At 70.2% G+C, this 23,253-nt stretch carries 21 protein-coding genes; 15 read left to right on the top strand and 6 right to left on the bottom strand.

The genetic code is table 11. From position 1 onward, the window contains the following. Nucleotides 1-545: 545 nt before the first annotated feature. The 3 genes from cydX to GGQ63_RS01680 are packed head-to-tail and all read right to left on the bottom strand — an operon-like array spanning nucleotide 546 to nucleotide 3,444. Nucleotides 546-668, bottom strand: a complete 123-nt coding sequence (cydX, locus tag GGQ63_RS01690; RefSeq protein ID WP_183851857.1) for a cytochrome bd-I oxidase subunit CydX — start codon at nucleotides 666-668, stop codon at nucleotides 546-548. Nucleotides 669-683: 15 nt separating this feature from the next. After that, complete coding sequence (gene cydB, locus GGQ63_RS01685; protein WP_183851856.1) at nucleotides 684-1,832, bottom strand: cytochrome d ubiquinol oxidase subunit II; 1,149 nt, start codon at nucleotides 1,830-1,832, stop codon at nucleotides 684-686. A gap of 19 nt (nucleotides 1,833-1,851) precedes the next feature. Further along, nucleotides 1,852-3,444 (bottom strand): cytochrome ubiquinol oxidase subunit I, encoded by a 1,593-nt coding sequence (locus GGQ63_RS01680; protein WP_183851855.1) that lies wholly within the window; start codon nucleotides 3,442-3,444, stop codon nucleotides 1,852-1,854. 130 nt (nucleotides 3,445-3,574) lie between these two features. Between GGQ63_RS01680 and cydD the strand changes: the two genes are divergently transcribed. From cydD to ybaK, 4 genes are read left to right on the top strand one after another with little or no spacing between them, the layout of a single operon-like run. Further along, nucleotides 3,575-5,395 carry a thiol reductant ABC exporter subunit CydD gene (gene cydD / locus GGQ63_RS01675; protein ID WP_183851854.1) on the top strand — a complete coding sequence of 607 codons (1,821 nt, stop codon included), beginning with the start codon at nucleotides 3,575-3,577 and terminating at the stop codon, nucleotides 5,393-5,395. Next, nucleotides 5,395-7,077, top strand: a complete 1,683-nt coding sequence (cydC, locus tag GGQ63_RS01670; RefSeq protein WP_183851853.1) for a thiol reductant ABC exporter subunit CydC — start codon at nucleotides 5,395-5,397, stop codon at nucleotides 7,075-7,077. The genes cydD and cydC overlap by 1 nt, the downstream gene beginning before the upstream one ends. A 58-nt stretch (nucleotides 7,078-7,135) precedes the next feature. Beyond that, nucleotides 7,136-7,483 (top strand): ArsC family reductase, encoded by a 348-nt coding sequence (locus GGQ63_RS01665; RefSeq protein WP_183851852.1) that lies wholly within the window; start codon nucleotides 7,136-7,138, stop codon nucleotides 7,481-7,483. A gap of 2 nt (nucleotides 7,484-7,485) precedes the next feature. Further along, a complete protein-coding gene (gene ybaK / locus GGQ63_RS01660; RefSeq protein WP_183851851.1) occupies nucleotides 7,486-7,959 on the top strand; it encodes a Cys-tRNA(Pro) deacylase in 474 nt (157 codons plus the stop codon). A 331-nt stretch (nucleotides 7,960-8,290) separates the two neighbouring features. Here ybaK and GGQ63_RS01655 read toward each other — a convergent pair whose 3' ends face one another. Continuing rightward, complete coding sequence (locus GGQ63_RS01655) at nucleotides 8,291-9,625, bottom strand: DNA polymerase IV (protein ID WP_183852604.1); 1,335 nt, start codon at nucleotides 9,623-9,625, stop codon at nucleotides 8,291-8,293. A 296-nt stretch (nucleotides 9,626-9,921) separates the two neighbouring features. Here GGQ63_RS01655 and gatC point away from each other — a divergent pair, with 296 nt between their 5' ends. Genes gatC through GGQ63_RS01640 form a run of 3 tightly spaced genes read left to right on the top strand, consistent with a single transcriptional unit; the run spans nucleotide 9,922 to nucleotide 12,014 of the window. Beyond that, nucleotides 9,922-10,209, top strand: a complete 288-nt coding sequence (gene gatC, locus GGQ63_RS01650) for an Asp-tRNA(Asn)/Glu-tRNA(Gln) amidotransferase subunit GatC (protein WP_183851850.1) — start codon at nucleotides 9,922-9,924, stop codon at nucleotides 10,207-10,209. An 11-nt stretch (nucleotides 10,210-10,220) separates the two neighbouring features. After that, complete coding sequence (gene gatA, locus GGQ63_RS01645) at nucleotides 10,221-11,699, top strand: Asp-tRNA(Asn)/Glu-tRNA(Gln) amidotransferase subunit GatA (protein WP_183851849.1); 1,479 nt, start codon at nucleotides 10,221-10,223, stop codon at nucleotides 11,697-11,699. Between the two features lie 6 nt (nucleotides 11,700-11,705). Further along, a complete protein-coding gene (locus tag GGQ63_RS01640; RefSeq protein WP_183851848.1) occupies nucleotides 11,706-12,014 on the top strand; it encodes a chorismate mutase in 309 nt (102 codons plus the stop codon). 442 nt (nucleotides 12,015-12,456) lie between these two features. Here GGQ63_RS01640 and GGQ63_RS01635 read toward each other — a convergent pair whose 3' ends face one another. Then, nucleotides 12,457-12,714, bottom strand: a complete 258-nt coding sequence (locus tag GGQ63_RS01635) for a YjhX family toxin (protein ID WP_183851847.1) — start codon at nucleotides 12,712-12,714, stop codon at nucleotides 12,457-12,459. A 251-nt stretch (nucleotides 12,715-12,965) separates the two neighbouring features. Between GGQ63_RS01635 and GGQ63_RS01630 the strand changes: the two genes are divergently transcribed. Next, nucleotides 12,966-13,274: a hypothetical protein gene (locus GGQ63_RS01630; RefSeq protein ID WP_183851846.1), complete on the top strand. Its 309-nt coding sequence runs from the start codon at nucleotides 12,966-12,968 to the stop codon at nucleotides 13,272-13,274. Here the strand turns inward: GGQ63_RS01630 and GGQ63_RS01625 are convergent. After that, on the bottom strand, nucleotides 13,271-14,230 hold the full coding sequence (locus GGQ63_RS01625; protein ID WP_183851845.1) for a LysR family transcriptional regulator: 960 nt from the start codon (nucleotides 14,228-14,230) through the stop codon (nucleotides 13,271-13,273). The two genes, GGQ63_RS01630 and GGQ63_RS01625, sit on opposite strands and share 4 nt — an antisense overlap. Before the next feature lie 236 nt (nucleotides 14,231-14,466). On the opposite strand from GGQ63_RS01625, the gene uraH reads away from it, so the two are divergent. Genes uraH through GGQ63_RS01590 form a run of 7 tightly spaced genes read left to right on the top strand, consistent with a single transcriptional unit; the run spans nucleotide 14,467 to nucleotide 23,185 of the window. Next, nucleotides 14,467-14,817 carry a hydroxyisourate hydrolase gene (uraH, locus tag GGQ63_RS01620; protein ID WP_183851844.1) on the top strand — a complete coding sequence of 117 codons (351 nt, stop codon included), beginning with the start codon at nucleotides 14,467-14,469 and terminating at the stop codon, nucleotides 14,815-14,817. After that, entirely contained in the window at nucleotides 14,818-16,311 is a 1,494-nt protein-coding gene (gene xdhA, locus GGQ63_RS01615; protein ID WP_183851843.1) for a xanthine dehydrogenase small subunit, read from the top strand. After that, nucleotides 16,298-18,619 (top strand): xanthine dehydrogenase molybdopterin binding subunit, encoded by a 2,322-nt coding sequence (gene xdhB, locus GGQ63_RS01610; protein WP_183851842.1) that lies wholly within the window; start codon nucleotides 16,298-16,300, stop codon nucleotides 18,617-18,619. The genes xdhA and xdhB overlap by 14 nt, the downstream gene beginning before the upstream one ends. Continuing rightward, nucleotides 18,619-19,605, top strand: coding sequence for a xanthine dehydrogenase accessory protein XdhC (xdhC, locus tag GGQ63_RS01605; RefSeq protein WP_183851841.1), 987 nt, complete (start codon nucleotides 18,619-18,621; stop codon nucleotides 19,603-19,605). The genes xdhB and xdhC overlap by 1 nt, the downstream gene beginning before the upstream one ends. Then, nucleotides 19,605-21,188 carry an ABC transporter ATP-binding protein gene (locus GGQ63_RS01600; protein ID WP_183851840.1) on the top strand — a complete coding sequence of 528 codons (1,584 nt, stop codon included), beginning with the start codon at nucleotides 19,605-19,607 and terminating at the stop codon, nucleotides 21,186-21,188. The genes xdhC and GGQ63_RS01600 overlap by 1 nt, the downstream gene beginning before the upstream one ends. Then, nucleotides 21,178-22,278, top strand: coding sequence for an ABC transporter permease (locus GGQ63_RS01595; protein WP_183851839.1), 1,101 nt, complete (start codon nucleotides 21,178-21,180; stop codon nucleotides 22,276-22,278). The genes GGQ63_RS01600 and GGQ63_RS01595 overlap by 11 nt, the downstream gene beginning before the upstream one ends. Then, entirely contained in the window at nucleotides 22,265-23,185 is a 921-nt protein-coding gene (locus GGQ63_RS01590) for an ABC transporter permease (RefSeq protein WP_183851838.1), read from the top strand. The genes GGQ63_RS01595 and GGQ63_RS01590 overlap by 14 nt, the downstream gene beginning before the upstream one ends. Nucleotides 23,186-23,253 lie beyond the last annotated feature (68 nt).

Here is a 23,253-nt window from a genome sequence, read left to right as displayed (position 1 = left end):
TACGATCGCGAGGGCGGTGGTTGCGAACGCAACGCCGTATCGGAGCGCGGGGCTGCGCGGGAGGGCGTCCCGCCATGCCGCCAGTCCCGTCCAGGTCTCGTCCATGCGCAACGTCTCCACGAGGAGCGCGCTGCGGCGGACCGGCGCGCTTCCCGTCTATAGCGCTCTGCGCGCGACAGGTCCGTCGCATGTTTACAGCAGATCGGTGCGGGATTGCACGGGGAGGGGGCGCGCGGCGGCAGCCGCCTGGTCGCAGGGCGTCGGGGGCGGAGGAACCGGACGGTCGCGCCGCACGCGACGCTGCCTCCCGCAGCGTGGGCGTCACGACCGTCCGGCGTCCGGCCGGAGGAGGGGGCCTCGGGCGCTCCCCATCAGCACCCGAGCGCCTCGCCGCGGCATTCCGTCCGGCCCACCCCCGCGGCGCCCGACGAGGCGAGCAGAGCACGGCCGCCTGCCCGCCGGCCTTGCGCTGCGTCAACGAGCGCGACAAATGCGAAACGGCGGGCCGAGGCCCGCCGTCCGTAGCGCTCTCGAAGGTCGACCGGTCAGCGGTCCCGCGCCGCACCGTCCGACCAGGAATCGCCCTCGCGGAGCTCCATCCACATGGCGTTCAGGATGGCGAAGCTGCAGGCGAGGCCGATGCCGAGGATCCAGGCGAAATACCACATGGGGATATCTCCGGCTCAGTAGGAGTGATGGTTGTCGGCCACCGAGGCGGCGGTGACCTTGCCGCGCATGACCCGGTAGACGAAGGCGGTGTAGGCGAGCACGATCGGCAGGAAGACCACCGTCGCGAGCACCATCATCCAGAGCGTGTAGTGGCTCGACGAGGCGTCGAAGACGGTGAGGCTCGAGCGCGGGTCGATCGAGGAGGGCAGGATCACCGGGAACATGGCGAGCCCGACCGTCGAGATGATGCCGAGGATCGACACCGCCGAGGCGAGGAAGGGCAGGACCTCGCGCCGCGCCAGGAAGGCGAGGAAGGCGATCGCCGCGCCGGCGAGGCCGAGGATCGGCGCCGCCATGGTCCAGGGCCGCGTCGTGTAGGCGGCGAGCCAGGCGCCGGCCTGCATTTCCACCGTCTTGGCGAGGGGGTTGGACGGACCGTCGCCCACCACGGCGCTGGTGATCACGTAGCCGTCGATGCCGATCCACACCCACAGGCCGGCGAGCAGGAAGAGCGCGATGACCGCGAGTGCGGCGAGGCCGCCATAGGTGCGCGCCCGTGCCTGGATCGGGCCTTCCGTCTTCCAGACCAGCATCCCGGCGCCGTGCATGACGAGCATCGACAGGCTGACGAGCCCGGCGAGCAGGGCGAAGGGGTTGAGGAGCTGGAAGAAATTGCCCTCGTAGAAGGGCCGGAGCGTGTCGTCGAGCCGGAAGGGCACGCCCTGCAGCACATTGCCGACCGCGACGCCGAAGACGAGTGCCGGCACCGCACCGCTGACGAACAGCGCCCAGTCCCACACCGACCGCCAGCGCGGATTGGAGATCTGCGAGCGGAAGGTGAAGCCGACCGGACGCAGGATCAGCGCGAAGAGGATCAGGATCATCGCGATGTAGAAGCCGGAGAAGGACACCGCATAGAGCGGCGGCCAGGCGGCGAAGATCGCGCCGCCGCCGAGCACCAGCCAGATCTGGTTGCCTTCCCAGACCGGGCCGATCGTGTTGAGCACCACCCGGCGTTCGTCGTCGCTGCGCGCGGTGAAGGGCAGCAGCGCGGCGACGCCGAGGTCGAAGCCGTCCATGATCGCGAAGCCGATCAGGAGCACGCCGAGCAACAGCCACCAGACGAGCCGGAGCGTCGCATAGTCGAAGGGAATGAGGTCCATGACGCTGTGTCTCCGGTTCTCAGTGGCGGTCGGGCGCGGCCGCGGCGCCGATCATCGGCGTGCCGCCGGGCAGGGCAGGGGCCGGCGTCTCGATGTGGCCGCCGGGTCCCGCCTTGATCGCCCGCGTCATCAGGAACAGTTCGACGATGGCGAGCGAGGTGTAGACGACGAGGAAGATGCCGAGGCTGACGGCGAGATCGACCATCGTCAGGCCGGAAGCCGCATAGAAGGTCGGCAGAACGCCTTCGATGATCCAGGGCTGCCGGCCGAATTCGGCGACGAACCAGCCGAGCTCGGAAGCGACCCAGGGGAGCGGCAGGCTCAGCGCCGCGATCCACAGGAAAGCCCGGTAGCGGTCGAGCTTGCCGCGCGCCGACAGCCAGAAGGCGACGGCGAAGAAGACGATGAAGTAGAAGCCGAGCGCCACCATGGCGCGGAAGCTCCAGAACAGCGGCGTCACGGAGGGCACCGTGTCGAGCGCGGCGCGGCTGATCTCCTCGGGCGTCGCCGCGGCGATGTCGTCGCGGTAGCGCTTCAGCAGCAGGCCGTAGCCGAGATCCTTCCAGGTCGCCGAGAAGCGTTCCCGAGCGACCTGATCCTGCGGATCCTGCCGCACCTGCTGCAGCGCCTGATAGGCCTCGATGCCGCTGCGGATACGCGTCTCCGCGCTCGCCACCAGTTCGCGGATGCCCGGCACCTCCTTGGTGAGCGACCGCGTGGCGATCAGGCCGAGCGCATAGGGGACATGGACCTGATAATGGTTGGTCTGGTTCGCCTGGTCGGGGATGGCGAAGACGTTGAAGCCCGCCGGGGCCGGCTCGGTCTCCCACATCGCCTCCATCGCGGCGATCTTCATCTTCTGGTTTTCGGTCGCGGTGTAGCCGCTCTCGTCGCCGAGGACGACGACCGACAGCGCCGAGGCGAGGCCGAAGCTCGCCGCCACCGTCATCGAGCGCTTGGCGAGCGGGATGTGCCGGCGGCGCAGCAGGTAGATCGCACTCACCGCCATCACGAAGATCGAGCCGGTGACATAACCCGCACTGACCGTGTGGACGAACTTCGCCTGCGCCACGGGATTGAAGATCACCGTGACGAGATCGGTGAGCTCCATCCGCATCGTGTCAGGATTGAAGGTGGCGCCGACCGGGTTCTGCATCCAGCCATTGGCGACGAGGATCCACAGCGCCGACAGGTTGGCACCGAGCGCCGTCAGCCAGGTGACGACGAGATGGCCGACCTTCGACAGGCGGTCCCAGGCGAAGAAGAAGAGGCCGATGAAGGTCGCCTCGAGGAAGAAGGCCATCAGGCCCTCGATCGCCAGCGGCGCTCCGAAAATGTCGCCGACGTAATGGCTGTAATAGGCCCAGTTGGTACCGAACTGGAACTCCATGACGATGCCTGTGGCAACGCCCATGGCGAAGTTGATGGCGAACAGCGTCCCCCAGAACTGCGTCATCTGGCGCCAGATCGGACGGCCGGTCATGACATAGACGCTCTCCATGATCGCCATCAGGAAGGAGAGGCCGAGCGTCAGCGGGACGAACAGGAAATGGTACATCGCGGTCGCTGCGAACTGCAGCCGCGACAGCTCCACGACATTGAGATCGATCATAGGATAGCCGCCTTGCGGTGCTGTTTGGGCGAAGTTGCCCCAGGCTCCGCAACCTCTAGGCCTCCGCGGCCGCCCCTCGCGTTGACCTGGGTCAAGGGAATGGGATCATGATCGGCTAGCTATGGAACCCATGTCCGCCCCATCGCTCCGATCCGCCGCCAGCGCCGAGCCCGACCCGGCCGGCGCACCGCGGCTCTCGCCCGAACAATCGCGCTTCATGCGCGGCCTCGCCCGCGATGCGCGCGCCGCGCTCGCCGTGGCGCTCGCGGCGCCGCTCCTTGCCGGCATCCTGCTCGTCGTCCAGGCACACCTCCTCGCCGGGCTGCTCGGCGCGGCGATCGCCGAGGGCCGGCCGCGTGCCGCGCTCGTCGCGCCGCTCGTTGCCGTTGCGGGCCTGATCGGCCTGAGGGCAGTGCTGGCCGGTGTCGGGGAGTTCGCCGGTGCGGCCGCCGCGGAGCGGATCAAGCGGTCGCTCCGCGACGCCCTGTTCCGCCGCTTCGCCGCCCGCCCGGTCGACTGGGTGCGCGGCCGCACGGCCGGCGGCCTCGCGAGCGCGATGATCGAGCAGGTCGACGCGCTCGAGGGCTATTTCGCGCGCTATCTGCCGGCCGCGATCGCTGCGGTCTTCCTGCCGCTCGCCTTCGCCGCCGCTGTGGTTCCGGTCGAGCCGATCGTCGCGCTGCTCTTTCTCGTCACGGCGCCGCTCGTGCCGCTCTTCATGGCGCTCGTCGGCTATGGCGCGGAGCGGGCGAGCCGGCGCCATCTCGACGCCTTCGCGAGGCTCTCCGGCCTCTTCGCCGACCGGCTGCGCGGCCTCACCACGCTGAAGCTCTTCGGGCGCGCCGAAGCCGAGGTCGCCACCGTCCGCGACGCGAGCGACGCGCTGCGCGCCCGCACCCTCGCCGTGCTGAAGATCGCCTTCCTCTCCTCCGCGGTGCTCGAGTTCTTCGCCGCGCTCGCGGTGGCCGCCGTCGCGCTCTATGTCGGGCTCTCCTATCTCGGCCTCGTCTCGCTCCGGACGAACCCGCTCACCCTCGCCACCGGTCTGTTCTGCCTTCTGATGGCGCCGGAGGTGTTTCTGCCGCTCCGCCAGTTCGCCGCGCATTATCACGACCGCGCCGCGGCAAAGGCCGCGACCGCCGCGCTCGACGGGATGTTCGAGGGTCTGCCGGCCGCGCCGGCCGAGACGCCGCGGCGGGCCCAGCTGCGCGACAAGGGGCCGGCGACGCTCGTCGTCGAGGGGCTCGTGCTCGATGCGCCGGACGGCCGCCGCGTGCTCGACGGCGTGGGCTTCGCGGCTTCGACCGGCGGCCTCACCGTGATTCTCGGCGCGAGCGGGGCAGGCAAGTCGACGCTTCTCGAAGCCGTGCGCGGCCTGCGCGCGCTCGATGCCGGCCGCGTGCTGATCGACGACACCCGTCTCGACGGCATCTCGCCCGTGGCACTCGCCGAGCGGATCGGCTGGCTCGGCCAGCGGCCGCGCATCGTGCACGGCACGATCGCCGACAACATCCGGCTCGGCCGGCCGGAAGCTTCGGCCGCAGCGGTGATCGAGGCGGCGCGGCTCGCCTGCGTCTCCGAATTCGCCGATCTTCTGCCGCATGGGCTCTCGACCTTCGTCGGCGAACGCGGCCACGGTCTTTCCGGCGGCGAGGCGCAGCGCGTCGCGCTCGCCCGCGTGTTCCTGCGCGATCCCGGCTTGCTGCTGCTCGACGAGCCGACGGCCCATCTCGACGCGGAAACCGAGCTGCGGGTGCTCGCCGGGATTCTCCGCTTCGGCCGCGGCCGCACCATCGTCATCGCCACCCATTCGGCGCGGCTGGCGATGCGCGCCGACCAGCGGCTGCGGCTGGTCGATGGCCGGATCGAGCCTGCGACGCAGCTGCGGCCGACCCTGCGCCTCGTCCATGACGCCCGCCGCAGCGGTGGGCGTCCGGGGAGCCCCGAGTGATGTTCGCCCGCCTGTTCCTCGCCCGCTCCGGCCGTTTCGCGCTCGCCCTGCTGCTCGCCACCGTCACGCTCCTCGCCGGCATTGCCCTGTTCGCGATCTCCGGCTGGTTCCTGACCGGAGCGGCGCTCGCCGGCGCGGCGGGTGCGATGAGCTTCAATCTGTTCGCGCCCTCCGCCGCCGTGCGGGGGCTGTCGATGCTTCGGATCGCCGCCCGCTATGCCGAGCGGGTCACCGGACACGACGCCACCATCCGGCTGCTCGCCGATCTTCGCGTCTGGCTGTTCCGGAGGCTGGTGCCCCTCGCGCCGCTCGCGCGACGCAGCTTCCGCGGCGGCGATCTCGTCGCCCGGCTGACCGCCGATGTCGATGCGCTCGATACGGTCTTCCTGCTCGCGATCGGCCCGTCCCTCGCTTTGCTCCTCGCCGGCGGCAGTCTCGTCGCGATCCTCCATTTCCTGCTACCGGACGCGGTTCCGGCGGTCGCCGCCGTAGCGCTCCTCCTCGCCGCCGTCCTGCCGCTCGTTCTCCTGCGCCTCGCGCGGCGGCCGGGCGAGGCCGCCACCGCCGCATCGGCGGCGCTCCGCACCGGGGTCATCGATGCTGTTGAGGGCCATGCGGACCTGCGCGGCCTCGGCGTGATCGACGGGGCCCGCCGGGCGGTGATGCGGGAGGCCGACGCGCTCGCCGCGGCGCGGTTGCGCCAGGCGGCGCTTTCCGCCTCCGGCGCCGTGATCGCGCAGATCGGCGCCGGTCTCGCGCTGCTCGCCCTCCTCTGGGTCGGGCTCGGCGCGCTCGAGGCCGGCACACTCACCGGGCCTTTGCTCGTCGGTGCGGCGCTCGCCCTCCTCGGGCTGTTCGAGATGATCGGCCCGGTGCTGCGCGGCATCCCGCGTCTCGGCCAGGCCGCCGCGGCGGCGCGCCGGATCCGCGCCCTCGTCGGTACCGCTCTGCCGGTCGCCGATCCGGCCGAGCCGGTCCCTTTGCCGGAGGGCGGCACCATCGCCTTCGATTCCGTGTCCTACGCCTATGAACCCGGCCGGACGGTACTCTCCGATCTCTCCTTCACGCTGGAACCCGGTGAGCGGGTGGCGCTCGTCGGTCCGAGTGGCGGCGGCAAGTCGACCGTCCTGTCGCTGCTCCTGCGGCTCGACGATGTCGGATCGGGCGCGATCCGGATCGGCGGCGTCGACATCCGCGAGGTGGCACAGGCCGATCTCCACCGCCATGTCGCCCTGATGGCGCAGGATGCGCCGGTCTTTCTCGGCACGGTGCGGGACAATCTCGCCATCGGCGCCCCCTCGGCGGACGATGCGGTGTTCTGGGCGGCGCTCGAATCGGTCCGGCTCGCCGACGTCGTGCGGGCGATGCCGGGCGGGCTCGACGCCTGGATCGGCGAGGCCGGCCAGACCCTCTCGACCGGGCAGGCCCGCCGCCTCGCACTCGCGCGCACGCTGCTCCGGCGTGCGCCGGTGCTGGCGCTCGACGAGCCGACGAGCGGGCTCGATCCGCAGACGGAGGCCGCCTTCTTCCGGGATCTCGCGGCGGCGACGGCAGGCCGGACGGTGCTCCTCGTCACCCATGCCGGCCTGCCCGCCGGCACCGTCGATCGCACGCTCCACATCGCCGGTGGCCGGCTCGTCGCGGGCGGCGGCGCCCCGGCACCGATCCGTCTGCGGCGCTGAGGCTCGACAGGCCAGCCGTCTTGTCGTTTCTTGCCCCTCTCACGATCCGGCGGCGACGATGACGATTACCCTCTACGGCATCCCCAACTGCGATACGATGAAGAAGGCGCGGGCCTGGCTCGACGGTCACGGCGTCGCGTATCGCTTTTACGACTACAAGAAGGCCGGGCTCGACCGGACGACCCTCGAGGCCTGGGCGGACGAAGTCGGGTGGGAGGTTCTCCTCAACCGCGCCGGCACGACCTTCCGGAAGCTTCCCGACGACGAGCGCGAGGGGCTCGACCGCGACCGCGCCATCGCGCTGATGCTCGCCAACCTCTCCCTCATCAAGCGGCCGGTGCTCGACCGCGGCGATCGCCGCATCGTCGGCTTCAAGCCCGAGACCTACGCGGCGGCGCTCGGCTGATCATGTCGAAGAGCACGCGCGCCACCCTCGCCCTCTCGAAGGCCGGCATCGCCTTCACCGTCCACGCCTATGACTACGATCCCGGCGCCGACCGGATCGGCATGCAGGCGGCCGAGGCGCTCGGCGAGCTGCCACGCCGCGTTCTGAAGACGCTGATGGCGGAGGTCGACGGCAAGCCGGTCTGCGTCGTGGTGCCCTCCGATCACGAAGTGAGCATGAAGAAGCTCGCCGCGGCCTTCGGCGGCAAATCGGCGGCGATGATGAAGCCCGACGCCGCCGAACGGCTGACCGGCTATCATGTCGGCGGCATCAGCCCGTTCGGCCAGAAGCGGCCTGTGCCGACGGCGATCGAGATTGCCGCCCTCGACGAGCCGCACGTCTTCATCAATGCCGGCCAACGCGGCCTGCAGGTGCGCCTCGCCCCGAAAGACGCGCAGACCGCGCTCGGCGCCAAGGCGGCACCGCTCGTCGCGTAGGCAGGGAAGAGAAGAGAAGACCCTCACCCGACCTCTCCCGCGCAGCGGGAGAGGGGATCGTCGCGCTCGCGGCAAAGGTGATCGAGCGGCCGACGGGCGTTCCCTCTCCCGCTCGCGGGAGAGGGCTTCGCCTCTTGGCGAGCGGAGCCGGCCTGGATGCGAAGGGTGAGGGTGCATTCCTTCCTCTTCGCCGATCCAGGGGAAGACCATCACCCGACCTCTCCCGCGCAGCGGGAGAGGGGATCGTCGTGCCCGCGGCGGGGTTGATCCGATCTGTCGGCCGGGATTCCCTCTCCCGCTCGCGGGAGAGGGCAGGGTGAGGGCCTTACGCTTACCCCCTTCCGTCGCGCGTCCCGGGGTCGCGCACGTCGTGGAATTCGTCGCGCCGGCCGCCGGTCTGCGCGGAGGACCGTGTGCCGAAGGTGAGGCCGTGTTCGACCGCGCCGCGGCCGAACTTTTCGCGCACCGCGTCGATCGCCTTTTCCGCCTTGGCGCGCTTGCCCGCGCCGGGATCGACGAGATCGTCGGGATCGGCGATCGCCGGATCCGCGAAGTCGGAGATCGACACCCCGATCAGCCGGTAGAATGTGCCGTTCGTCTCGTGGGCGAGCAGGGATTCGGCGGCGCGGAAGATGCGGTCGGCGAGCTGGGTCGGATCGGGCAATTGCCGCGCCCGGCTGCGCAGCTTGAAATCGGCGGTCTTCAGCTTGAGCGTCACGGTGACGCCGGCGAGTTGCGCCCGCTTCAGCCGGCCGGACACCTTCTCGGACAGCCGGCGCAGGATCGGCCTCAAGGCCGTATGATCGGCGAGATCGGCATCGAAGGTCGTCTCGGCGCCGACGCTCTTCGGCTCGTGGCGCGGGTCGACCGGCCGGCGGTCCTCCGCCCGCGACAGCCGGGCGAGCCGGAACCCCATCGAACCGTAGCGCCGGGCGAGCTCCCCTTCCCTCATCCCCTGCAACTGGCCGACCGTGCGGATGCCGTCGGCGGCGAGCTTCGCCTCGAAGGCCTTGCCGACGCCCCAGATCGTCGAGACCGGCCGCGGCGCCAGAAAGGCGAGGGCCTCGCCCCGGCCGATCACCGCGAAGCCGCGGGGCTTGTCGAGATCGGAGGCGATCTTCGCGAGGAACTTGTTGAAGGAGAGCCCGACCGACAGCGTGATGCCGATGTCGCGCTCGATGCGCTGCTGGAAGCGGGCGAGGGCGAGGGCCGGCGAAGCGCCGTGCAGCCGCTCCGTGCCGGAGAGATCGAGAAACGCCTCGTCGATCGACAAGGGCTCGACGAGCGGCGTCAGTTCGAGCATCGCCGCCCGCACCTGCCGGCCGACGGCGACGTATTTCTCCATGTTCGGCCGGATCACCACGGCGTCGGGGCAGAGCTTCAGGGCCTGGAACATCGGCATCGCCGAACGGACGCCGTGAATGCGCGCGACATAGCAGGCGGTCGAGACGACGCCGCGCTTGCCGCCGCCGATGATCACCGGCATGTCGGCGAGGGAGGGGTCGTCGCGCTTCTCGACCGCGGCATAGAAGGCGTCGCAATCGATATGCGCGATCGACAGGCGATCGAGCTCGGCATGCGCCGCGAGCCGCGGGCTGCCGCAGGCCCGGCAACGCACGGCGCCGATGGCGGCCGGTGTGAGGCAGTCGCGGCAGAAGGCGAGCATGGCGGTCACGATCGGACCTTCACTCCGGATTGGTCGGCGGACACCCCGCCGCCCGTCTCTTCCAAAAGCCGGCAGCCTCTCCGGCCGGCGTCCTTCCGCCTCGCGGCAGAGGCCGGGTGAGCGCCGCTTCGCGCATTTCGCCATCGCTGCGTCGCGCGCCCGTCGGCCAGGGTGACGCTAATCCCGGCGGGGTCGCTCGTCCATCCGCCGCCGTGTTGCGACGCGGCTCGGGCGGGTGCTATAGCGGGCCGGCTTCGCCATCCCACCTCGGCCGTCCGTCCGGAGATCTGCGTCCCATGTCCGTCGACACCGCCACCGTCAAGCGCGTCGCGCATCTCGCGCGGATCGCCGTCACCGACGCGGAGGTGGAGGGCTTCAAGGCGGAGCTGAACACGATTCTCGGCTTCGTCGAACAGCTCTCCGAAGTCGATGTCTCGGCGGTCGAGCCGATGACCTCGGTGGTGGCGATGAAGATGAAGATGCGCGCGGACGAGGTCACCGACGGTTTCTATGCCGACAAGATCGTCGCCAACGCGCCGGCGACCGAGGATGGCTTCTTCCTGGTGCCGAAGGTCGTCGAGTGAGCGGGGACGGGATGAGCGCACTGATCGATCTCACCATCGCCGGCATTCGCGAGGGCCTGGCGCGCGGCGATTTCTCCGCGACCGAGCTGACGCAGGCCTATGTCGACGCGATCGAGGCGGCCCGGCCGCTCAACGCGTTCATCGTCGAGACGCCCGACAAGGCGCTCGCCATGGCGGCCGAGTCCGACCGCCGCATCGCCGCGGGCACCGCCCGGCCGCTCGAGGGCGTGCCGCTCGGCATCAAGGACCTGTTCGCCACCGAAGGCATCCATACCCAGGCCTGTTCGAACGTCCTGAAGGGCTTCGAGCCGCCCTATGAATCGACCGTCACGTCCAATCTCTGGGCCGACGGCGCGGTGATGCTCGGCAAGCTCAACATGGACGAGTTCGCCATGGGCTCGTCGAACGAGACCTCCGCCTATGGTCCCGTGGTCAATCCCTGGCGGATGGCTGGATCGAACGCGCCGATGACGCCGGGCGGCTCTTCCGGCGGCTCGGCGGCGGCGGTCGCGGCCCGGCTCTGCGCGGGCGCGACGGCGACCGACACCGGCGGTTCGATCCGCCAGCCGGCGGCCTTCACGGGCACGGTCGGCATCAAGCCGACCTATGGCCGCTGCTCGCGCTGGGGCATCGTCGCCTTCGCCTCGTCGCTCGATCAGGCCGGGCCGATCGCCCGGGACGTGCGCGACGCCGCCATTCTCCTGAAGTCGATGGCCTCCGTCGACGCCAAGGACGCGACTTCTGTCGACCTGCCCGTGCCGGACTACGAGGCGGCGATCGGCCAGTCGGTGAAGGGGCTGCGGATCGGCATCCCGAAGGAATATCGCGTCGAGGGCATGCCGGAGGAGATCGAGCGGCTGTGGCAGCAGGGCATCGCCTGGCTGCGCGACGCCGGCGCCGAGATCGTCGATATCAGCCTGCCGCACACCAAATACGCGCTGCCCGCCTATTACATCGTCGCGCCGGCCGAGGCCTCCTCGAATCTCGCCCGCTATGACGGGGTGCGCTTCGGGCTGCGCCAGGGTGGCGGCGACGGCATCGTCGACCTCTACGAGAAGAGCCGCGCCGCCGGCTTCGGCCGCGAAGTCAAGCGCCGCATCCTGATCGGCACCTATGTGCTGTCCGCCGGCTATTACGACGCCTACTACCTGCAGGCGCAGAAGGTCCGCACGCTGATCAAGCGCGATTTCGAGACCGTCTTCGCCGCCGGTGTCGACACCATCCTGACGCCGGCGACGCCGTCCGCCGCCTTCGGCCTCGAGGCGATGGCGACCGCCTCGCCGGTCGAGATGTATCTCAACGACGTCTTCACGGTGACGGTGAACATGGCCGGCCTGCCCGGCATCGCGGTGCCCGCGGGCCTCGACCAGAAGGGGCTGCCGCTCGGCCTGCAGTTGATCGGCCGGCCGTTCGACGAATCGACGCTCTTCAAGGTCGGCAAGGTGATCGAGGACGCGGCCGGCCACTTCTCGCCCGAACGATGGTGGTGATCTGAGATGCTCGCGCCTGCCGACTGCCGCACGAAGGACGACGTCCGTGCCGAGATCGACCGTATCGACCGGCAGATCGTGCCGCTCCTGGCAGAGCGTTTCGGCTACATCAAACGGATGGCCGAACTGAAGCAGAGCCCGGAAGAAGCGCGGGTTCCCGCGCGGGTCGAGGCCGTGCTCGATCATGTCGCCGAACTCGCGGAAGAGGCGGGCTTCGCCCCCGACCTCGCCCGGCTGCTCTGGGCCCGGATGATCGAGTGGAACGAGGCCTACGAGGCCGACATCATCCGCGCCCGCCTCGCCGGCGCGGCCTGAGGGCGAGCGCGCCAGGCGGCGTGGATCGGTCTCGCATCGTTCGCGGCGGCCGCGATCTCGCCTTTCGCGGAGTCCGACACGGATCTGTCCGCGCTCGCGTACATCCGGGATGTTCGGCTGACGGTGGCGCGGGTTCCCCCCGGCACGATTATGGATGCCGGCACGGAGGCCGGCATGACGGTCGTTGGGGGAGGATGCGGCGCTCTCCCGCTTCCTCGCGGCACCGACCCAGCCGCCGCCCCGAGCCGGTTGGCGGAATGCTGGGCGCAACGCCTCCACCCGTCATGCCGGCCTCCGTGCCGGCATCCATAATCGTACCGCCGGGCCTTCGAACGCGGGCACCAGCCGCCCCGATGCCCTCTGCAGCTGTCGATGCCGGGCCAAAGACGCGCCTCCCGCGACCGCGCCGAAGGGCGGGCCCCGTCGGGACCCGCCCTCCCGTTCACCGGTTGTCGAGCTGCGCCCGCACCGCGGCGAGGCCTTCGCGCGTGATGCGGTAGGGGCCGCCGCCCTTCGAGGCGACGAGCCGGCGGCGGCGCAGACGGGTGAAGACTGCGAGCGTACAGTCGGACAGCCGCCAGCCGTCGCGGGTCATGCAGTCGACCGCGACGATGTCGCCGCGCTCGGATTTCTGGTGGTGGATGGCGCCGCCCTGGGCGAGCGCGTGCAGCACGCGCTGCTCGTGCCGTGACACGTTCATGGATGTCGAAGTCCGGAAAAGGTGATCGAAGCCGCGCTTCAGCGGGCCGCGAACCGAGGGCTCGCGGGCTTCGGCCCCTGCCTCAGCGGCAGGGGATCACCGGGTCTCCGACGACGAGAACATCCATGCTCCTATTCGGACGCCCGGAAGGTAAGAAGAGGGGCGCCGGCGTTCAAGCCGGATCGCCCCGCGACAGCCGCGTCGAAGGCATGGCGCGCCGCGCCTGTTGCGCCCCGGCAACGGAGGAGACCATGGCCGAACCGATCGAAACCCGTCTCGCCGCTTTCCGCGCCGCGCTCGCCGCGGGCGGGCCACCCGAAGGCGCCACACCGGCGCTCGCCGCGCTCTGGCATCTCGAACGCGGCGACTGGGATGCGGCGCACGCCTGTATCCAGGACGAGGCGGACGCCGATTCGGCCTGGGTGCACGCCCACCTCCACCGCGTCGAGGGCGACCGCGGCAATGCGCGCTACTGGTATGGCCGCGCCGGCCGGCCATCCCAGGACGGCCCGCTCGATGCCGAACGGGTCGCGATCCTGACGGCGCTGCTCGGGCGCTAGCTCAGCCCCTCGATCGTGTCGAAGAATCCCTTCGCATGATCGAAGAAGGCGGCCGGCGCGAAGCGCAGGCTGCCGGCCGCGCGCAGCACGAGGCCGAATCGGTTGAGCGGCAGCCCCTTGTCGGAGAGCGGCCGGAACACGATTCGGCCCTCGGCGACGTCGCGGTCGATGCCGAGCGCGGTGACGAAGGCGACATAGCGCCCCGACGCCGCGAGCTCGACCAGCATGCGGATCGAGTTCACCTCGACGAAGGAGCTCTTGCCACGCGGCTCCTGTTCGATGAAGGGCTCGAGCACGTCGCGGATCGACAGGCCGCGGCGCGGCACGGCGACGAGATGGGCGGCGCACTCGGCGAAGGTAGGGGAGGGGTTCGCGGCGAGCGGATGGTCCGGCCGCATCACCGCGCCGATCGGCAGGTCGCGCCGGATCGCGACGTCGAGACCGCGCGGCGGCCGGGCGATGAAGGTGAAGCCCATGTCGACCTCGTGGTCGGCGACGAGATCGATCACCTCGGCCGCCGGCGCCATGCGGATGTCGACGTGCAGCCGCGGATAGCGGCCGGCGAAGCTCGCGACGATGCGCGGCAACAGGGTGAGCCCGACACTCTCGACGGTGGCGATGCGGATCGTGCCGGAGCGCAGCCCCGCGAGGAGATCGAGTTCCGACACGGCCGCGTCGAGCGGGGCGGCGAGCTGGCGGGCATGCCGCAGCAGGATCTCGCCCGCCGCGGTGAGCGACAGCCGGCGCGCCTGCCGCTCGAACAGCGGCATGCCGAGCGCCGCCTCGAGCTGCATCACCTGCCGCGCGACCGCGGAGGAGGCGACGTGCAGCCGGCGGGCAGCGGCGCGGATCGACAGCTCCTCCGAGACCGCGAGGAAATAGAGGAGCGACGGCGTGTGGAAGACGCGGGCGAGCGCGGCGGGCGACAAGCCGCCTCGGTTCGGTGCTGGATCCATGGCCGCAATCCCCTCTGCTCACCAGACGGCAGCACCCCGCTCGCGAAATTGCAATATCCGAGCGCAAGGGAACCATTCTAAAGTGGATTCGTCGGCGGGGGGGTGTGCAGTCCGCCGAAACGAGCGCCGGTGTCGAGTGCGTCGCCGGGGCGCTGGCACGAGATTGGCTTCGTCAATCTGTGGGCCGCGCCTCAAGGTGGGCGACGAGGGGTCGAGCTGAGAGTAGAACAGCGGATATGGGGCGACTCACTACGCACGTACTCGACACCGCGCTCGGTAGGCCGGCATCCGGCCTACCGATCGACCTATACCGGATCGAGGCCGAGCCGGTTCTTCTGAAATCGGTCCTGACCAATGCCGACGGGCGGGTCGACGGGGCCCTGCTCGAGGGCGAGGCCTTGACGGCTGGCGTCTACGAACTGCGTTTCCGCGCCGGCGACTATCTGCGCGGCTGCGGTGCAAGTCTGCCGGAACCGCTCTTTCTCGACGTGATCCCGATCCGTTTCGGCATCGCCGCGCCGGGAGAGCACTACCACGTGCCGCTGCTGCTCTCGCCGTTCGGCTACGCCACCTACCGGGGAAGCTGAATGGCCGAGCAGCGCGATACGATCCGCTTCGTGCGGCGGGGACGAATCGTCGAGCTGCGCGACGTCGCGCCGACCGCCACACTGCTCGATTATCTGCGGCTCGAAGAGCGGGCGACCGGCACCAAGGAAGGCTGCGGTGAGGGCGATTGCGGCGCCTGCACGGTGGCGATCGGCCGCTCGCGCGGTGGGCAGGTCGCCTATGAACCGATCAATGCGTGTATCCAGCTGCTCGGCCAGATCGACGGCGCCGAGGTCGTGACGGTCGAGGACCTCGCCGGTGCGGGCGGGCTCCATCCGATCCAGGCGGCGATGGTCGAGAAGCACGCCTCGCAATGCGGCTTCTGCACGCCCGGCTTCGTGATGAGCCTGTTCACGCTCTGGCAGCAGACGGACGGGCCGGTCGACCGGACCACGATCAATGACGCGATCGCCGGCAATCTCTGCCGCTGCACAGGCTACCGGCCGATCGTCGAGGCGGCGCTCGCCGCGTCCGCAGAGCCGCGCGAGGACGGTTTCCGCCGCGCCTCCGCCGATACCGCCGGCATTCTCGATTTCCTCGCCGACGATCGCGATGTGTTCATCGGCGATGAGGGGCGCTTCTTCGCGGCCCCCGCCTCGGTGCGTTCGCTCGCCGCGCTCTATCTCGCCCACCCGGATGCGACGCTCGTCGCCGGCGCCACCGATGTCGGTCTCTGGGTGACCAAGCAGCTGCGCGACCTGCCGAAGGTGATCCATCTCGGCCGTGTCCGCGGCATGGACGTGATCGAGGACACCGGCCGCGAACTGTTGATCGGCGCGACCGCGACCTATGCGCGCGCCTTCCCGCACGTCGCGGCGATCGATGCCGATCTCGGGGAACTGTTCCGCCGCATCGGCTCGACGCAGGTCCGGGCGAGCGGCACGATCGGCGGCAATGTCGCGAACGGCTCGCCGATCGGCGACACGCCGCCCGCGCTGATCGCGCTCGGTGCGACGGTCGCGCTGCGGCGCGGCGACCGCGAGCGGGCGATGGCGCTCGAGGATTTCTTCATCGCCTACGGCAAGCAGAATCGCGGCGCGGGCGAGTTCGTATCCGGCCTCCTGGTGCCGAAGCTCGCGCCCGGCCAAGTCTTCCGCTGCTACAAGGTCACGAAGCGTTTCGATCAGGACATTTCCTCCGTGATGGGCGCCTTCCGCTTCACCCTCGACGGTTCGGGCACGATCACCGAGGCGCGCATCGCCTATGGCGGCATGGCGGCGACGCCGCGCCGGGCAAAGGCCGCCGAGGCGGCGCTGGTCGGCACGGCGGTCGGCGATTCGGCCGCCTGGTCGGTGGCGCTCGCCGCGCTCCGCCAGGATTTCGCACCGATCGACGATCATCGCGCGAGCGGGCATTATCGCGCCGAAACGGCGCACGCGCTGCTGGGCAAGGCGCTGCTCGAGGCCGCGGGCGCGCCGACGGTCCACACCCGCGTCGTCGGCCGCCGCGAGGAGCATCGCCATGCCGCCGAGTGAGGCCGCGGTCGCGCCCGAAGCCGAGCCGCTCGTCGTCCGCCGGCCGCTGCCGCACGACAGCGCGCCGCGCCACGTCACCGGTGCCGCGACCTATATCGACGACATCCGCGAGCCGGCCGGCCTCGTCCATCTCGCGCCCGGCTATGCGCCGATCGCCCGCGGCCGCATCACGGCGCTCGATCTCGATGCCGTGCGCAGCGCGCCCGGCGTCGTCGATGTGATCACCGCGGCGGATCTTCCGGGACCGAACGACATCAGTCCGAAGCTGATCGGCGACGATCCGGCGATCACCGACGGCCCGGTCCGCTTCTATGGCCAGGTCGCCTTCATCGTCGTCGCGACGACGCGCGACGCGGCGCGGCGTGCGGCGAAGCGGGCGCGCTTCACCACGGTCGCCGAGCCGCCGGTGATCGACGTCGATCAGGCCTCCGATCACGTCCTGCCCGACTATTCCTTCGTCCGCGGCAATGCGCAGACGGCGATCGACCGGGCCGGGCGGCGGCTCGAGGGTTCGTTCCGCATCGGCGGTCAGGAACACTTCTATCTCGAGGGCCAGATCGCCATGGCGGTCCCCGGCGAGGCCGGCGAGATGCTCGTCTATTCCTCGACGCAGCACCCGAGCGAGGTGCAGCACGTCGTCGCGCACGCCCTCAACCTCCCTTCGAGCGCGGTGACGGTCGAAATCCGGCGGATGGGCGGCGGGTTCGGCGGCAAGGAGAGCCAGGCGACGCAGTGGGCGGTGCTCGCCGCCATCGCGGCCTGGAAGACCGGCCGGCCGGCGAAGTTCCGGCTCGACCGCGACGACGACATGATCATGACCGGCAAGCGGCACGATTTCCGCTGCGACTATTCGGTCGGCATCGACGGCGAGGGCGTGCTGTCGGGCGTTGATGTCGTCTTCTCGGCGCGCTGCGGCCATTCCGAGGATCTGTCGCTCGGCGTCGTCGACCGCACGATGTTCCATGCCGACAACAGCTATTTCTATCCCGAGTGCCGCGTCACGGCGCGGCGGCTGCGTACCAACACCGTCTCCAACACCGCCTTCCGCGGCTTCGGCGGCCCGCAGGGCATGCTGTTCGCCGAGCGGATGATGGACCACATCGCCTATACGCTCGGCCGGGATCCGCTCGACGTGCGCAAGGCGAATTTCTACCGCGAGGGCCGCGATCGGACGCCGTTCGGCCAGCAGGTCACCGACAACATCCTCGCCGAGCTGATCGGCGACCTCGAGACGCGCTCAGACTACCGCGCCCGCCGTGAGGCGATCGCCGCCTTCAACGCCGGCAGCCGCATCCTGAAGCGTGGCCTCGCGCTGACGCCGGTGAAGTTCGGCATCTCTTTCACGCTCATGCCGCTCAACCAGGCAGGCGCGCTGGTCCATCTCTATCGCGACGGTTCGATCCATCTGAACCATGGCGGCACCGAGATGGGGCAGGGCCTGTTCACCAAGGTCGCCATGGTGGTGGCCGAGGAGTTCGGCGTCTCGGCCGACGCGGTGCGGATCACCGCGACCTCGACCGACAAGGTGCCGAATACCTCGCCGACGGCGGCCTCCTCGGGCACCGATCTCAATGCGATGGCGGCGGTCGCCGCCTGCGGCGCGATCAAGGACCGGCTCTACGATTTCATCGCCGAGAAATGGAAGGTCGGCCGCGACAAGGTGGCGTTCCGCGAGGGGCAGGTGTTCATCGGCAACCAGTCGATGAGCCTCGGCGCGCTCGCCAACGAGGCCTATCTCAACCGGGTTCACCTTTCCGCTGCGGGACATTACAAGACCCCGGTGATCAGCTGGAACCGCGACAAGGCCGAAGGCCGGCCGTTCTTCTATTTCGCCTATGGCGCGGCCTGTTCAGAGGTGCTCGTCGACACGATGACCGGGGAGATGAAGGTCGAGCGGGTCGACGTGCTGCACGATGTCGGCAAGTCGCTCAATCCGGCGATCGACATCGGCCAGATCGAGGGCGGCTTCGTCCAGGGCATGGGCTGGCTGACGACCGAGGAACTGGTCTGGGACAAGGAAGGACGGCTGCGCACCCACGCGCCCTCGACCTACAAGATCCCCGCCGCCTCCGACATTCCGGAGAACTTCAAGGTCGAGCTCTATGAGAGCGCGGGCAACCGCGAGGCGACGATCTGGCGGTCGAAGGCCGTCGGCGAGCCGCCGCTGATGCTCGGCATTTCGGTGTTCTGCGCCATCGTCAACGCGATCGCCAGCCTGCGGCCGGGCATCATGCCCGCGCTCGACGCGCCGGCGACGCCCGAAGCGATCATGCGCGCCGTGCGGGCGACGACCGCCGGGGAGGGCTGATGCCGCTCTGGGCGCGCCTCGCGCAAGCGCTCGACCGGCACGGCGCCGCCGCGATGGCGACGCTCGTCGAGACCGAGGGCTCGTCCCCGCGCGAGGCCGGCGCCCGCATCGTCGCCCTGCCGGACGGCACGTTCTTCGGCACGATCGGCGGCGGCACGCTCGAATGGCAGGTGCTGGCGCAGCTCCAGGCGCTCCTCGCGCGCGGCGCGGCGGCCCGTTTCGAGCGGCGCACGGTGGCGCTCGGCCCGGAGCTCGGCCAGTGCTGCGGCGGCCGCGTCGGCATCGCCTATGAGCGGTTCGCGGCGGCCGACCGCCCCGAGGTCGGGTTGCTCGCCGAGGCGGAGGCGCGCGGCGCCTTCGTGACCAGCGGCCTCGTAGAGGGCGCCCGCCTCCATCGCCGGATGATAGAAGCGACGATCCGGCCCGGCGATCTCGAACGGCGGGGCGAGGCGATTCTCGAAGGGTTCGGCGAGGATCGACGCACGCTCTATCTCTTCGGCGCCGGCCATGTCGGCCGGGCGCTCGTGCTCGCCCTCGCGCCGCTGCCCTTCCGGGTCGTCTGGGTCGATCCGCGGCCCGGCGCCTTCCCGGCGGCCATGCCGCAGAACGTGACGCCGGTGCAGCCGGAGAACCCGGCCGGCCTGCTCGCCCATGCGCCGGCCGGCAGCTTCGTGCTCGTGATGACGCACAGCCACCCGCTCGATCTCGAGATCATCGACGCGGCCCTGCGGCTCGAGACGATCGCCGAGACGGGGCTGATCGGTAGCGCCACCAAGCGGGCGCGCTTCACGAGCCAGTTGCGCCAGGCCGGTGTCGCGACGGAACGGATCGAGCGGCTGATCTGCCCCATCGGCATCCCCGGAATCCGCTCGAAGGATCCGGCGGTGATCGCCGCGGCGACGGCGGCTGATATGATCCGGCGCGACGAGGCGCTCTCGGCGCGGCGATCGGCGGGGGCCGAACGGCGCTTCGGAAAGGCGGGGTGATGAGCGGGGCGGTCGAGCAGGTGCGGGCGGGGGAGAGAGAGGCGCGGGTCCGTCCGGACGCGGCGCCGCTCCTCGAGGCGGTCGGGATCACCAAGATCTTCGGCGCGCTGAAGGCGAACGACGGCATCGACCTCGCGATCCGTCCCGGCGAGATCCACGCCCTGCTGGGCGAGAACGGCGCCGGCAAGTCGACCCTCGTCAAGATCCTCTATGGTGCGCTGCAGCCGACGGCGGGCGAGATCCGCTGGAACGGCGAGCCGGTGCGGATCGCGAGCCCCGCCGCGGCCCGCAGGCTCGGCATCGGCATGGTGTTCCAGCATTTCTCGCTGTTCGACGCGCTGACCGTCGCCGAGAACATCGCGCTCGCCGTGCCGCCGCGCGAGAGCCGCGCGGCGCTCGCCGCCGAGATCGAGACCGTCTCGGCCGAATACGGCCTGCCGCTCAACCCGCGATCGATCGTCGCCGATCTCTCGGTGGGCGAGCGGCAGCGGGTCGAGATCGTGCGCTGCCTGCTGCAGAAGCCGCGGCTGATCATCATGGACGAGCCGACCTCGGTGCTGACGCCGCAGGAGGCGAACGACCTCTTCTCGACGCTCGATGTGCTCGTCGCCGGCGGCGTCTCGGTGCTCTACATCAGCCACCGGCTCGAAGAGGTGAAGCAGATCTGCCACCACGCGACGATCCTGCGCCACGGCAAGGTCGTCGGCGAGTGCGATCCGCAGAAGGAGACCGCGGCGCGGCTGGCGAGCCTGATGGTCGGCGCCGACATCCGGGCGCTCTCCGGCGAGCATCGCAGCCTGCCGGACGCGCCGGTGCGGCTCGCCGTGACCGATCTCTCCCTGCCGCCGCCGCATCCCTTCGCGGTCGCGCTCGATCATGTCGGGCTGGAGCTGCGCGCCGGCGAAATCCTCGGCATCGCCGGCGTCGCCGGCAACGGCCAGGATGAGCTGTTCGGCGCGATCTCGGGCGAACGGCGCTCCGAGCGGAGCGACGCCGTGACGATCGACGGCAGGCCCTGCGGCACGCGCGGCATCACAGCGCGCCGCCGGCTCGGCGCCGCCTTCGTGCCGGAGGAACGGCTCGGCCATGGCGCGGTGCCGCGCATGCGGCTGTCGGAGAACGTCGTGCTCACCCGCCATGCGACGGACGGCACGTTGCGCCGCTCCGGCGTCATCGACCGGCTGTCGTCGCGTGGCATCGTGGACCGTGTCACCAAGCTCTTCGACGTCCGCAAGGGCACGCCCGATCCCGAGGCGACGGCGCTTTCGGGCGGCAATCTGCAGAAGTTCGTGGTCGGCCGCGAGATCGACCGCAAGCCCGGCATTCTCGTCGTCTGCCAGCCGACCTGGGGCGTCGACGCGGGTGCGGCCGCCGTGATCCGTCAGGCGCTGATCGATCTCGCCCGTTCCGGCTCGGCGATCCTCGTGATCAGTCAGGATCTCGACGAGATCCTCGAGCTGTCGGACCGGATCGCGGTGATCTCGAAGGGCCGGCTCTCCGAGCCGCGTCCGACGGCGGAACTGACGCGCGAGGAGATCGGCCTGATGATGGGCGGCGTCGGGGAGGGCGGCCATGCGCATTGAACTCGTCAGGCGGGCCGAGCATTCGCGGCTGATGGTCTGGGCCTCGCCGCTGCTGGCGGTGGCGATCACGCTCGTCATCGCGGTCGGCATCTTCGCCGCGATGGGGGCCGATCCGCTCGAGGCGCTCTACATCTTCTTCGTCGAGCCACTGACCGCCGGCTGGTCGCTGCAGGAGCTGGTGGTCAAGGCGATCCCGATCACGCTGATCGCGATCGGCCTGTCGCTGTGCTACATGTCGAACACGTGGAACATCGGTGCCGAAGGCCAGTTCACCGCCGGCGCGATTCTCGGCAGCCTGTTCCCGATCGTCTTCCCCGGCTGGACGGGGCCGCTCGTGCTGCCCGCCATGCTGCTCTTCGGCATCCTCGGCGGCATGCTCTATGCGGCGATCCCGGCGCTGCTCAAGATCCGCTTCGGCGCCAACGAGATCCTGACCAGCCTGATGCTCGTCTATGTCGCGCAATTGCTGCTCGACTGGATCGTCCGCGGGCCATGGCGCAATCCCGACGGCTACGGCTTTCCCGAGAGCCGGGTGTTCGACGCCTCGGCGCAGATGCCGCTCCTCGTCGACGGCGGTCGGATGCACATCGGCCTGGTCTTCGTCTTCGTCGCCGTGCTCGTCGTCTGGTTCACCATGGGGCGGACGCTGACGGGTTTCCAGATCCGCGTGCTCGGACAGGCGCCGCGCGCCGGCGCCTTCGCCGGCTTCAGCCAGAACCGCATGGTGCTCTTCACCTTCCTCGTCTCGGGCGGTCTCGCCGGCCTCGCCGGGATCATGGAGGTGGCCGGGCCGATCGGGCAGCTGCGCCCGTCGATCTCGCCCGGCTACGGCTTCACGGCGATCATCGTTGCCTTTCTCGGCCGGCTGCATCCGGTCGGCATCCTGATCGCCGGCTTCGTGCTGGCGCTCACCTATCTGGGCGGCGAGGCCGCGCAGGTGGCGCTCGGCATGTCGGACAAGGTCATGCGGGTGTTCCAGGGCCTCTTGCTGTTTCTCGTGCTCGCCTGCGATACGCTGATCTACTATCGCGTGCGGCTGGTTCGTCCGGTCGCCGATCCGCTCGGGGGGGCCGTCCATGGGCGCGGCTGAGGCCATCCTTCTCACCGTCGTCACGGCGGCGGTACCGCTCCTGCTCGCGGCGATCGGCGAACTCGTTGTCGAGCGCTCGGGCGTGCTCAATCTCGGTGTCGAGGGCATGATGATCATGGGCGCCGCCGGCGGTTTCGCCGCGGCGACGCTGTCGGGCTCGCCCTATATCGGCATCTTCGGCGGTCTCGCGGCCGGCATCGTGATGGCGGCGCTGTTCGCCTTCGTCACGCTGTTCCTCGTCGCCAACCAGGTTGCGAGCGGGCTTGCGCTGTCCCTGCTCGGCCTCGGCCTTTCGGGCATCATCGGCGAGCCCTTTGTCGGCACGCCGGGCACCAAGCTGCCGGCGCTCGCGGTTCCCGTGCTCTCCGACATTCCGCTCGTCGGCAAGGTGCTGTTCGCGCAGGACATCCTCGTCTATGCCGCGGCGGCGATCACTTTCGGGGTCTGGTGGTTCCTCTATCGCACACGCGGCGGTCTGATCGTCCGCGCCGTCGGCGACAATCACGGCTCGGCCCACGCGCTCGGCTATCCTGTGATCCGGGTCCGGCTGCTCGCCATCCTGTTTGGCGGCGCCTGTGCGGGCCTCGCCGGCGCCTATCTGTCGCTCGCCTACACCCCGCTCTGGATCGAGAACATGACGGCCGGCCGCGGCTGGATCGCGCTGGCGCTCGTCGTCTTCGCGTCCTGGCTCCCGGCCCGGGTGGTCGTTGGCGCGCTGCTCTTCGGCGCGGTCTCGATCCTGCAGTTCCATGCCCAGGCGATGGGGCTCGGCATCCCCTCGCAGTTCCTTTCCTCGCTGCCCTATCTCGTGACGATCCTCGTCCTGGTGCTCATCTCGAGCAATCGCAGCGTTCTGCGAGTGAATACGCCGGCTTCGCTCGGCCGACCTTTCGTGCCCGACCGGTGACGTTAGAACCGCAACCGCGCGCGATCCGCGGCTTGGGGGCCTTCGAGACGATCGCGAGAGGTGACAGG

Origin of the sequence: Prosthecomicrobium pneumaticum (assembly GCF_014199915.1) — a bacterium.
GTDB classification, from domain to species: Bacteria; Pseudomonadota; Alphaproteobacteria; order Rhizobiales; family Kaistiaceae; genus Prosthecomicrobium; species Prosthecomicrobium pneumaticum.
The sequence above is the reverse complement of the archived record's forward strand: the minus strand, read 5'-3'. Positions and strand labels throughout refer to the sequence as shown.